Source organism: Vibrio sp. 1S139 (assembly GCF_041439475.1).
Classification (GTDB): Bacteria; Pseudomonadota; Gammaproteobacteria; order Enterobacterales; family Vibrionaceae; genus Vibrio; species Vibrio crassostreae_C.
On record NZ_JBGOOD010000024.1, the window covers coordinates 56685 to 68933 of the forward strand.

A 12249-nucleotide genomic window follows, 5' to 3' on the forward strand; every position below is an offset into this window, starting at 1 on the left:
TCGTTAATTCTTTAGCAATTGCATTGTGCTAACGAAATTAGTTAGCGACGATGTTTAGAAGCTTACCTGGTACGAAGATAACTTTACGGATAGTTAAGCCATCTAGGAACTTCTTAGCGTTCTCATCGTTTAGACCAAGCTCGCGAACTTGCTCTTCTGTTGCATCAGCAGCAACGGTTAGTTTCGCACGTAGCTTACCGTTGATCATTACAACGATAGTCTTCTCGTCTTCAACTAGCGCTTTCTCATCGAAAGTTGGCCATGTTGCTGAGTCTACGTTTGATTCACCAAGTGCAATCCACATTTCGTAAGAGATGTGTGGAGTCATTGGGTAAAGCATGCGTACTACCGCTTTTAGCGCTTCATCAAGGATTGCACGATCTTGTACAGACTCTTGAGGTGCTTTCGCTAGCTTGTTCATCAATTCCATGATCGCAGCGATTGCTGTGTTGAACGTTTGGCGACGGCCGATATCGTCCGTTACTTTCGCGATAGTTTTATGGATATCACGACGAAGTGCTTTTTGGTCGCCAGATAGCGCAGAAGCATCAACAGATTCAGCAGCACCCTTAGAAGAGTGAGCGTGAACCAATTTCCAAACACGTTTAAGGAAGCGGTTAGCCCCTTCAACGCCAGACTCTTGCCACTCAAGCGTCATGTCTGCAGGTGATGCAAACATCATGAATAGACGTACTGTATCAGCGCCGTACTTGTCTACCATCTCTTGTGGGTCGATACCGTTGTTCTTAGACTTAGACATTTTGATCATGCCTGAGTGTTCAACTTCACGACCTTGATCGTCGACTGCTTTTTCGATGCGACCTTTACCGTCACGTTCAACCGTTACGTCAGTCGGTGCAATCCACTCTTTGGTGCCTTTTTCGTTTTCGTGATAGAACGCGTCAGCCAGAACCATGCCTTGACATAGTAGTTGCTTGAACGGTTCATCAGACGTCACGTAGCCAGCATCACGTAGAAGCTTATGGAAGAAACGAGAGTAAAGCAGGTGCATACAAGCGTGCTCGATACCACCAACGTATTGGTCAACTGGTAGCCAGTAGTTTGCTTTCTCTGGATCTAGAATGTCGTCTGCTTGCGGTGAACAGTAACGTGCGTAGTACCAAGAAGACTCCATAAACGTATCGAACGTGTCAGTCTCACGTAGAGCGGGTTCGCCGTTGAATGTTGTTTCAGCCCAAGACTTGTCAGCCTTGATTGGGCTCGTTACGCCATCCATTACTACATCTTCAGGAAGAATGACTGGCAGTTGGTCTGCTGGTACTGGGTGAACTTCACCGTCTTCAGTGGTTACCATTGGGATTGGAGCGCCCCAGTAACGTTGACGAGATACACCCCAGTCACGTAGACGGAAGTTTACTGTCTTCTTACCTTTGCCTTCAGCTTCAAGCTTCGCAGCAATTGCATCGAATGCTTCTTGGAACGCAAGACCATCGAATTCACCAGAATCAAACAGTACACCTTTTTCAGTGTAAGCCGCTTCAGACACGTCTAGTTCAGAACCATCTTCAGGTTTGATTACTGGGATGATATCGATGCCGTACTTAGTTGCGAACTCGTAGTCACGTTGATCGTGAGCAGGAACCGCCATTACCGCACCTGTGCCGTAATCCATAAGTACGAAGTTTGCTACGTATACAGGAACAACACGACCGTTAAGAGGGTGGATAGCCGTTAGGCCAGTATCCATACCTTTCTTTTCCATCGTTGCGAGTTCAGCTTCAGCAACTTTAGTGTTACGACACTCTTCAACGAATGCAGCAAGCTCTGGGTTGTTCTTCGATGCTTTCTCTGCAAGAGGGTGACCTGCAGCGATACCAACGTAAGAAACACCCATTAGTGTATCTGGACGTGTTGTGTACACTTCTAATGGTGCTTCTTCGCCGTTAACAGCGAAAGATAGCTCAACACCTTCAGAGCGGCCGATCCAGTTGCGCTGCATGGTCTTAACCATTTCAGGCCAACCTTCAAGGTTGTCTAGATCGTCTAGTAGCTCTTGAGCGTACTCAGTGATTTTAATAAACCACTGTGGAATTTTCTTTTGCTCTACTGGAGTGTCACAACGCCAGCAACAACCGTCTTCTACTTGCTCATTTGCCAGTACTGTTTGGTCGTTTGGACACCAGTTCACTGAAGATGTCTTCTTGTAAACCAGGCCTTTTTCGTAAAGCTTAGTGAAGAACTCTTGTTCCCAACGGTAGTACTCTGGAGTACACGTTGCGAATTCACGGTTCCAGTCGTAACCAAAGCCTAGAAGCTTAAGCTGGTTCTTCATGTACTCAATGTTTTCGTAAGTCCATGGTGCAGGTGCTGTATTGTTTTTAACAGCGGCGTTTTCTGCAGGTAGGCCGAATGCATCCCAACCAATTGGCTGCATTACGTTTTTGCCTTGTAGACGTTGGAAACGAGATACCACATCACCGATGGTGTAGTTACGCACGTGACCCATGTGCAGTCGGCCACTTGGGTAAGGGAACATAGAAAGACAGTAGAATTTTTCTTTGTTTGGGTCTTCACTTACAACGAAAGTCTCGCTGTTATCCCAGTGTTGTTGAACCTTTTGTTCAATCTCTTGCGGGTTATATTGTTCTTGCATCGATGGTATCCGGTTATCTTGGAATTTGTGAGTTCGGTTAGAACAGAATCTTACAGATCGTCATAGAATACCTAAAGGAGCTGAGTACAACAATAGTTATACCCTTCATACTTGCAGTTGCCGCTTAGTAGATTGTGTAATTTTCACTGAATTTCGCAGGGCAACTATACTTAAGAGTATGAATTGCATTTGTTTGTAAGCGGGAGTGCATTGCAGCGCATCCGTTTGCTCACTAAAAGGTTGGTTATCTTAAGGAGGTTGTTATGCCGAAGAAAAAAGCGCTCTATGAAGAAGTCGTCGAAGAGGTGATTGAAACGCTGAAGCATAGCCCTGAAGAGCTCAACAACAAAATCGAAACGTCGGGCAAGTTTGCGAAAGCAGCTAATGATATGACTAAAGATGAGCTTTCATTGATCTCTGCCTACGTGAAGTCGGACTTAAAAGAGTTTTCCGAAAGCTATGAAGAGAGTAAAAGCGGTCCATTCTATTTGATGATTGCGGACTCTATTTGGCAAGGGCTGTTGGATATTACTGATCGTACTAAGGTGGAATGGGTTGAACTGTTCCAAGACTTAGAACACCAAGGCTTGTATCAAGCGGGTGAAGTCATTGGCTTGGGAACCTTAGTATGTGACGAGTGTGGTCACCAAACCGAATATAACCACCCAACCAATATCATTCCATGCATTAAATGTGGTTCTAAAGGGTTTAGTCGTAAAGCCCTTAAACCGTAAGCTTCTGAACCATAGCGTATCAACGCAAAACCACAGCAATGAAAAAGGGTTGACCCGATCAGTCAACCCTCAAATCACTTTTCGTCGAATCTAGCTTTTTGGCTTTCTAATTACCCAACCAATCACCAAGCTGAGCATCGCCCAGATATACAGTGGCCAAGTACCTACTGTGTGATAAGGCGTTTGACCATCCGTTGAAATGAGTTCAGCTTTTAACACTGCCGTTTCAAACTGAGGCACTTGCTTGATTATATTGCCTTTGTAATCAGTAACTGCCGTCACACCGTTGTTGGTCGAGCGAATAACCGGCTTACCAAGCTCCAGAGCACGCATCTGTGCAATTTCCATATGTTGCAGAGGGCCAATCGAACGACCAAACCACGCATCGTTAGAGAGCGTTAAAATAAAGTCAGTCTCGTCGGTTACGTTCTGTCTAACTTGATCATTAAAGATGATCTCATAACACAGTGCCGGCGCTAAGTGACGACCATTTGCCACTATGTTTGGTTGAACAAAGTCGCCACGGCTAAATGATGACATTGGCAAGTTAAAGAAAGGTGCTAATGGACGCAAGATATCTTCAAACGGCACAAACTCACCAAATGGTAACAGGTGGTGTTTATGGTAGCGTTCGTCTGGATCGTAGCTGTACTCACCGTATGGATTCACACCGAGAGAAAGAACACTGTTGTAGTATTTCTTATCTTCAGACTGATTCAGCACACCGGTAATGATCGAACTGTTGTTCATCTTCGCTGCGCTATCCAAGTTACGTAGGAAAGATGGGATCTCAACTTCGAATGCTGGAATAGCCGCTTCAGGCCAGATGATGATATCCGCTCCCCAGTTTTCTCTGCTTAGGTCGGTGTACTTCATCATGGTTGGCCAGCGATGACTCGGTAGCCATTTACTGTCTTGATCGACGTTGCCTTGTATCAAGACGACTGACGTGGTTTTTTCAGGGTTCGGCGTGACCCAGTCGATGTTGCGAATACCAAAGCCTGCACTAAATACGACGGCGGGAATGAGAGCGATGCTCCAAGCCCGGTTAACAATCGCATAAGTGAATGCAGAGGCTGAAACAATGATCGCTAAAGTTACTAGCTCTACGCCGCCAATCGGTGCAAATGAACCCAATGGCGAATCGATTTGGCTGTAGCCTAACCAAAGCCAAGGGAAGCCCGTCATTACCCAGCCACGCAGCCAATCACAGACTAGCCAGAATGCAGGAGCTGCAAGGAAAAAGCGGCTTAGGTTATTGGCAGGGAAGAATTTATTCAAACCCCAGGTAAATAGCCCTGAATAAACGGCTAGGTAGCCAACAAGCAATGCCATCAAAAATAGGTTGGCTGCCAGTGGCATGCCGCCAAAACCATCAATGCTGACGTATACCCAGCTGATACCTGTGGTGAATTGACCTAAACCCCATGCGTAGCCAATCCAAAGCGCACTTTTAGGAGAGCGGTTGTGGATCAGTAACAGCAACAAAGCTGGGCTGAGAATAGCAAGAGGCCATATAGAGTATGGAGCGAATGAAAGGGTGGTTATAGCGCCAACAAAAACGGCCGCAAGCGGCCGTAATAGGCGATGAATAAAGGTATTAGTCATCTAATTTCTGTCATCTCTTTAGAGAGAAGTTGTTATTCTTCGATAGTCGGAAGAGGCTGTTCGTCAGGAATGGTTACCTGTAGCTGAATCACACGACGGTTATCTGCTGATGTTATTTTGAAATGGTAGTTTTCGATTTCTACAATTTCGCCACGAACCGGCAGGTGGCCGAGTGCTGTCATAACCATGCCGCCTACCGTATCCACTTCGTCGTCACTAAAGGCAGTGTTAAACGTATCGTTGAACTCTTCAATAGTGGTTAAAGCTTTTACAGAGAAGGTATGCTTACTCAGCTTACGAATATCTAGCTCTTCTTCATCGTCGAACTCGTCTTCAATTTCACCAACGATTTCTTCGAGGATATCTTCAATGGTTACCAGGCCAGAAACTCCACCAAACTCATCGACAACGATAGACATGTGGTAACGCTCTTCTTGGAACTCCTTAAGCAGGCGATCAACTCGCTTACTTTCAGGAACAACCACGACAGGGCGAATCACTTGTTCGATATCAAATGGAGCACTTTCTGAACCCAAATACTTAAGTAGGTCCTTCGCTAATAGAATGCCTTCAACATGGTCTTTATCTTCACTGATCACTGGGTAGCGAGAGTGTTGAGCATCAGTAATGAGCGCAATCAATGTATCTAGATCATCTGTGCGTTCAACTGTAACCATTTGAGAGCGAGGCAGCATGATATCGCGTACTCGCATCTCTGAAATTTCCATAACACCCTCGAGCATGTCGCGTGTGTCGTGGTCAATTAGGTCATTAATTTCTGAGTCGCGGATTACATCTACGAGCTCTTGGCGATCTTTTACTTCACCTTGAAATAGTTGGCCTAGGCGTTCAAAGAAGGACTTTCTACTCGGACCTTCAGATTTTTTACTTCCCTCAGAAGTGGGGGGGTTACCTTCGTTCATGATTTCTCAAAAAATAACGCTATCAGAAGTGTGATAGCACACGTTACAACTCAGATTCCTGTGAAAATCACAGGTTCGATGAGTTATTGTTTCTCTGCAACCTACTTTACTAGAATCAATTTACTTTTCTAGAATGTAAGGGTCTTCAAACCCCATAGATTGCATGATTTCTGTCTCGAGTGACTCCATCTCTTCAGCTTCATCATCTTCGATATGATCATAACCTAGCAGATGCAGACTGCCATGTACAACCATATGAGCCCAGTGTGCTAGCAGAGGCTTACTTTGCTCTTCTGCTTCTTTTTCGACAACTTGGCGGCAGATAATGAGGTCGCCCAGTAGATCTAACTCGATCCCTGGAGGAGCCTCGAATGGAAAAGACAACACGTTAGTTGGCTTATCTTTGCCACGATATTCATGATTGAGCTGGTGGCTTTCTTGTGTATCAACGATACGAACCGTCAACTCAGCGTTCTCTTGAAACTGAGGAATTGTCTTGTCCAACCAAAGCTGAATATCTTGCTCAGTTGGAAGTCCTTGCTCATTTTCGACCGCTATTTGCAGGTCTAGTTCAATAGACATCTATTTATCACCTTGTTCTGTAATTACAGAGCTATTTTGTGTTGCTAATTGTGTCGTAACGGCTTGCTGAGCTTCAAGAAGTTTGGCTTCACGCTCTTCACGTTTGCGCTTTTCAAACTCTTTGCGCTCTTTCTGGTCTTTTGCTTCCCACTTCTCGTACGCATTGACGATACGAGCAACGACAGGGTGGCGAACGACGTCTTCGGACATGAAGAAGTTAAAGCTAATGTCATCCACTTCGTTGAGTACTTCAGTTGCATGACGTAGACCTGACTTAGCTCCTCGAGGTAAATCGATTTGCGTAATATCACCTGTGATCACAGCGCGCGAGTTAAAACCGATACGGGTTAAGAACATCTTCATCTGTTCTACCGTGGTGTTTTGGCTCTCATCAAGAATGATAAACGCATCATTTAATGTACGACCACGCATGTAAGCCAGTGGTGCAACTTCAATCACGTTGCGCTCAATCAGTTTCTCAACACGCTCGAAGCCAAGCATCTCAAACAGTGCATCGTAAAGTGGACGCAAGTATGGGTCTACTTTTTGGCTTAAATCACCCGGTAGGAAACCAAGCTTCTCACCGGCTTCAACAGCAGGGCGAGTCAGCAGAATTCGGCGAACCTCTTGGCGTTCAAGTGCATCGACCGCAGCCGCAACAGCTAAGTATGTTTTACCAGTACCAGCAGGTCCAATACCAAAGGTGATGTCATGAGTAACCATGTTCATTAGGTATTGAGCTTGATTCGGTGTGCGTGGTTTGATGACGCCTTTTTTAGTCTTAATGGTCACTTCTTTGCCGTAGTCGATTTCAGACTCGACCTGTTGCTCCAAAATGCCTGACTCGGTGATCGCCAGATGTATTTGCTCTGGTTCGATATCGATTATGTTGCCTTTAACTGGAGCCGTTTCAACATAGAGGTGTTTGATGATGTCTAAAGCTGCGGCTGTAGTGTGAGGCTTACCGACAATGGTGAAAAAGTTGCTACGGTAATTAATCTCAACGCCCAGACGACGCTCAAGATGCTTGATGTTGTCGTCAAATGGTCCGCATAAACTTGCCAAGCGCTTGTTGTCTGCTGGTTCTAGATTTATCTCTAAGGTAACGATTTTATTGCTCAAATTAGCCTCTCATTTTGTGCCACTCACTCTTAAATAAAACAAAGAGCAAAAAGCCCGATTTAGACCGGGCTTCTGATGGTGATATCCCTATTTCTAAGATGGTCACTTAGTTAGGTAATTTCAAGCTTTGTGTTTGCGCTTTGTGCTCAAACAGTTGTATTGCCTATGGCGTAAATGTCGCTACACCTAGCTCGTCTTCACGTTTTGTTTTTTCCATCATTTCTGCTGGAGTCATAACAACGCGTAGACCCATGTCTTTTTCTGTGCGAACTAGCTCACCACGTAGTGAGTTGGTGTAAACCTCAGTGATCTTCACATCTACGAATTGACCGATTAGGTCTGCAGAACCTTCGAAGTTCACAACACGGCTGTTTTCTGTACGGCCGCGAAGTTCCATTAGGTTCTTTCTTGATGGGCCTTCAACAAGGATACGTTGCTCTGTGCCTAACATTAGACGAGAGAAACGCATAGCTTGTGTGTTTACCGTTTGCTGCAGTTCGTACAGACGATCTTTCTTCTCTTGTGCTGGTACATCACATGGGTAATCTGCCGCTGGCGTACCTGGACGTGGAGAGAAAACAAAGCTGAAGCTCATATCGAAATCAACGTCTTTAATTAGCTTCATTGTATCTTGGAAGTCTTGCTTAGACTCACCAGGGAAACCAACAATAAAGTCAGAGCTGATTTGAATGTCAGGGCGAGCTTTACGCAGTTTACGGATAATAGATTTGTACTCGATAGCCGTATGTGGGCGCTTCATCATCGTAAGAATATGGTCACTACCACTTTGTACTGGTAGGTGAAGGAAGCTCACTAGCTCTGGTGTGTCTTTGTAAACTTCAATGATGTCGTCACCAAACTCAAGCGGGTGGCTTGTTGTGAAACGAATACGGTCGATACCGTCGATAGAAGCAACAAGACGAAGCAGTTCTGCGAATGAACAGATATCGCCTTCGTGTGTTGGACCGCGGTATGCGTTTACGTTTTGACCTAGCAGGTTAACTTCACGTACGCCTTGCTCTGCAAGTTGAGCAACTTCGAAAAGTACATCATCCATTGGACGGCTAACTTCTTCGCCACGTGTGTATGGTACAACGCAGTAAGTACAGTATTTAGAACAACCTTCCATGATAGAAACGAACGCCGTCGCGCCTTCAGCTTTTGGCTCTGGCAGGTTATCGAACTTTTCGATCTCTGGGAAAGAGATATCCATTACTGGCTTTTCGTTAGACAGTGATGATTTAATCATCTCTGGCAAACGGTGTAATGTTTGTGGGCCAAAGATAACGTCTACGTAAGGTGCACGTTGACGAATGTGATCACCTTCTTGAGTCGCTACACAGCCACCCACACCGATCACCACACCTTCTTTTTTATCTTTAAGCGTTTTCCAACGACCAAGCTGGTGGAATACTTTTTCTTGCGCTTTTTCGCGGATAGAACAAGTATTCAATAGTAGTACGTCTGCTTCCTCAGGTACTTCAGTTAGCTCATAGCCATTTGCAGCGTTAAGCAGGTCGGCCATTTTTGATGAATCATATTCATTCATCTGACAGCCCCAAGTTTTAATTAGCAGTTTCTTACTCATTATATGTTCGCTCGATCGTTAGTTTAATTTAAGGGAGCAAATCGCCCATTATTCATCCGCTAGCCCCGTTTGTCATAATTCGGTATTCAATTTTATGACAGGCTCTAGCGGCAAGCGGCGTATTGTACTGGTTTCAAAACCGACTGACTAGTAGTCTGAACAAATCTCTTATGTAGTGGTTTTTATTATCGTTAACGCCATATGTCATAAGGGATAACCCTTTTTTCGAATAAGGTTTTTGGTTACAAGTTAGTTATGAAAAAGTACAATCAAAAACAGTCAAAGAATCAAACTGATAAGTACGAAATATGAACAGTTACGATATTGTAGTAGTCGGTGGCGGCATGGTTGGCGCAGCAACAGCAATCGGTTTTGCAAAGCAAGGTCTGAGTGTTGCGGTGATCGAAGGTTTTGCCCCACAAGCATTTGATGAGTCGCAAGCGATGGATATTCGAGTGTCAGCGATTTCTCAGGCGTCAGTCGATTTACTTGACGATCTTGGTGCATGGCAAAGTATTGCAGCAATGCGAGTGTGTTCTTATAAACGTTTAGAGACGTGGGAGCACCCAGAGTGTCGTACTCGATTTGATGCTGCCTCACTAGACCTTCCTCGTTTGGGCTATATCGTTGAGAACAGACTCATTCAATTAGGTTTATGGTCTCAATTTGATGCCTACGACAATCTCGAACTGTTATGCCCAGAAAAGCTCGATGTGATTGAGTTTGGTGAAATCAATATCGTAAAGCTTCAATCAGGGGCTGAGTTGTCTGCGAAGTGGGTGGTTGGTGCTGATGGTGCGAATTCAGCCGTTCGCCAACAAGCTGGAATTGGCATCACGGCTTGGGATTATCGACAACACTGTATGCTTATCAATGTAGAAACAGAACAACCTCAGCAAGATATTACTTGGCAGCAATTTCTACCAAGTGGCCCTCGTTCATTTTTGCCTTTGTGTTCTCTAACCTCTGACGGTCAAGAAGTCGGGCTGGGCTCGTTAGTTTGGTATGATTCTCCACTGCGTATTAAGCAACTGTCAGCAATGGCCCCTGAAAAACTACGTAACGAAGTACTTACTCACTTTCCTAAAGAGTTAGGTGATATTAAAGTCTTGAATTCGGGTTCTTTTCCTCTGACACGACGTCATGCTCAATCATACTCGAAGAATAACTGTATTTTGGTCGGAGACTCTGCGCATACCATCAACCCTTTGGCTGGGCAGGGTGTTAACTTAGGCTTCAAAGATGTATCAGTACTGCTGGATGTCACCAAAGAAAAGGGTGAATTGAACCAGTCTGTAGCAAGACGCTATGAAGTGATAAGAAGAGGCGACAATCTAATGATGCAAAGTGGCATGGATTTCTTCTACAAGACATTCAGCAACGACATTGGCCCACTGAAATTTGTACGTAATGCTGCTCTAAAACTAGCTGAAAATTCAGGCCCGATTAAAGCTCAAGTATTGAAATACGCTTTGGGTCTCTAATTGAGCGTTTAAGACTGCTTATGAAAAGAAGGAGAGCGAATGCTCTCCTTTTTTGTATCAGATGACTACTATCGCTGTTGCGTCACACAAACCGGTGCATCGATCTCTAAAGAGTACCCTGTATAAACCAAAGACCCATCTTCATTATCTCGCTTGAATGAGGTGATGTTGTTGGAGTGCTGGTTGGCGGCGATAAGCCATTTCCCATCGTTCGTTATATGGAAGTCTCTTGGGAATTTGCCTTCAGTGTCGTAGCTATCAATGAAAGTCAGCCTTTGAGTCTCAGAGTCGATTTTGAAGCTACTGATTCTTGATTGGTGTCGACATGACACATAAAGGAATTGCTCATCAGGCGATAGCTTAATCGCAGCTGCGGCTTCTCCCTTCTCCATATTAGGCAATGCATCAATCTCTTCCACTACATTCCAAATGCCTAAAACCTTTTCCAAAGTCAGCAACGTTTCAGAGAGTTCACAGACCACATAGGCTCTGTCTTCAGCTTTGTTAAAGATTAAATGACGAGGTCCATTGCCGGCGGGCACCTTAATAGACTGCATTGGCTCATCAAGGAACTCTTCTTGCTCTTCATCAAAGCAATAGAAGTTGATGCGATCGGTGCCGAGATCGACAGTCACAAACTGTGGTGAGTTTTGTAAGAACAGGCATTGATGGGCGTGTGGGCTAGTTTGTCTCTCTTTGTTTGGCCCGGAACCAACCATCTGGATTGTTTTGAGTCGTTTATCGATGCTGCCGTTGATACTTAAGCTAAAAATATCGAATGTGCCTGATGAGTATTGCGACGTGATAGCAAACTTATTGTGTGGATCTATCGCGACGTGACAAGGGTGATCTCCCGAGATGAGGCTTGTATTGTGTGTTAGCTGTGAATCAACATTAGGTATATGAATGAGCTGGGGCTGTTTTTGCTGGTCCACTTCCGATGCAGTATAGATCCCAGTCTTTGTTACAGTAATAAAAGAGGGGTTAGTACATTTGATGATCAGCTCTAGAGGTAATAGTTTTCCTGTTTCTAGATCTAACTGAGTTTGATAAACACCTTGGCTTTTACTTGGTGTATCTGTGTAGCAACCGATCGTTAAGGGGAGGGGTTTCATAGGCTAGTCATACTCAATTAGAAAATGGAGCTGACATTGTCTTATAAAATCGTATTAAAAGTGAGGTTATAGAAGAGAATACTTGGTGACTTGGCTAGCAGATTTGCATATTCCAGATAAAACAAAACCCAGCTAAAAAGCTGGGTTCTATTTAATGATGGTGCGGTCGGAGAGACTTGAACTCTCACACCTCTCGGCGCCAGAACCTAAATCTGGTGCGTCTACCAATTCCGCCACGACCGCAGCAAATCTTTATAGTCATATCGAATATTGGTGCTTCAATAAGACGTTGTATAAGTGGTGGCTACTGCGGGATTTGAACCTGCGACCCCATCATTATGAGTGATGTGCTCTAACCAACTGAGCTAAGTAGCCATAATAAATCTAATAGATTCACTATTTGTTCTCTAATGAAAGAGAAATAATGGTGCGGTCGGAGAGACTTGAACTCTCACACCTCTCGGCGCCAGAACCTAAAT

At 44.6% G+C, this 12249-nt stretch carries 9 protein-coding genes and 2 tRNA genes; 2 read left to right on the forward strand and 9 right to left on the reverse strand.

The window, feature by feature from the left end; translation table 11 throughout:
- Positions 1 to 37: 37 nt before the first annotated feature.
- A complete protein-coding gene (gene leuS, locus ACED46_RS10325) occupies positions 38 to 2614 on the reverse strand; it encodes a leucine--tRNA ligase (RefSeq protein WP_017068503.1) in 2577 nt (858 codons plus the stop codon).
- 263 nt (positions 2615 to 2877) lie between these two features.
- Here leuS and ACED46_RS10330 point away from each other — a divergent pair, with 263 nt between their 5' ends.
- A complete protein-coding gene (locus tag ACED46_RS10330; RefSeq protein ID WP_017062329.1) occupies positions 2878 to 3348 on the forward strand; it encodes a zinc ribbon-containing protein in 471 nt (156 codons plus the stop codon).
- Positions 3349 to 3438: 90 nt separating this feature from the next.
- Here ACED46_RS10330 and lnt read toward each other — a convergent pair whose 3' ends face one another.
- The 5 genes from lnt to miaB form a co-directional block, all read right to left on the reverse strand.
- Complete coding sequence (gene lnt / locus ACED46_RS10335; protein WP_017064170.1) at positions 3439 to 4956, reverse strand: apolipoprotein N-acyltransferase; 1518 nt, start codon at positions 4954 to 4956, stop codon at positions 3439 to 3441.
- Between the two features lie 32 nt (positions 4957 to 4988).
- Complete coding sequence (corC, locus tag ACED46_RS10340) at positions 4989 to 5879, reverse strand: CNNM family magnesium/cobalt transport protein CorC (RefSeq protein ID WP_012603382.1); 891 nt, start codon at positions 5877 to 5879, stop codon at positions 4989 to 4991.
- 120 nt (positions 5880 to 5999) lie between these two features.
- On the reverse strand, positions 6000 to 6461 hold the full coding sequence (gene ybeY, locus ACED46_RS10345; protein WP_371721389.1) for an rRNA maturation RNase YbeY: 462 nt from the start codon (positions 6459 to 6461) through the stop codon (positions 6000 to 6002).
- Positions 6462 to 7583 carry a PhoH family protein gene (locus tag ACED46_RS10350; RefSeq protein WP_371721390.1) on the reverse strand — a complete coding sequence of 374 codons (1122 nt, stop codon included), beginning with the start codon at positions 7581 to 7583 and terminating at the stop codon, positions 6462 to 6464.
- A gap of 163 nt (positions 7584 to 7746) precedes the next feature.
- Entirely contained in the window at positions 7747 to 9171 is a 1425-nt protein-coding gene (miaB, locus tag ACED46_RS10355; protein ID WP_371721391.1) for a tRNA (N6-isopentenyl adenosine(37)-C2)-methylthiotransferase MiaB, read from the reverse strand.
- A gap of 308 nt (positions 9172 to 9479) precedes the next feature.
- Here miaB and ACED46_RS10360 point away from each other — a divergent pair, with 308 nt between their 5' ends.
- Entirely contained in the window at positions 9480 to 10655 is a 1176-nt protein-coding gene (locus ACED46_RS10360; protein WP_371721392.1) for a 2-octaprenyl-3-methyl-6-methoxy-1,4-benzoquinol hydroxylase, read from the forward strand.
- A gap of 68 nt (positions 10656 to 10723) precedes the next feature.
- On the opposite strand, the gene ACED46_RS10365 is transcribed toward ACED46_RS10360, so the two are convergent.
- The 3 genes from ACED46_RS10365 to ACED46_RS10375 all read right to left on the reverse strand — a co-directional run bounded on the left by ACED46_RS10365 (position 10724) and on the right by ACED46_RS10375 (position 12145).
- Entirely contained in the window at positions 10724 to 11770 is a 1047-nt protein-coding gene (locus tag ACED46_RS10365) for a lactonase family protein (RefSeq protein ID WP_017071286.1), read from the reverse strand.
- A gap of 158 nt (positions 11771 to 11928) precedes the next feature.
- Positions 11929 to 12013: transfer RNA gene (locus tag ACED46_RS10370), tRNA-Leu, on the reverse strand.
- 55 nt (positions 12014 to 12068) lie between these two features.
- Positions 12069 to 12145 (reverse strand) — tRNA-Met (locus tag ACED46_RS10375).
- Positions 12146 to 12249: the final 104 nt, after the last annotated feature.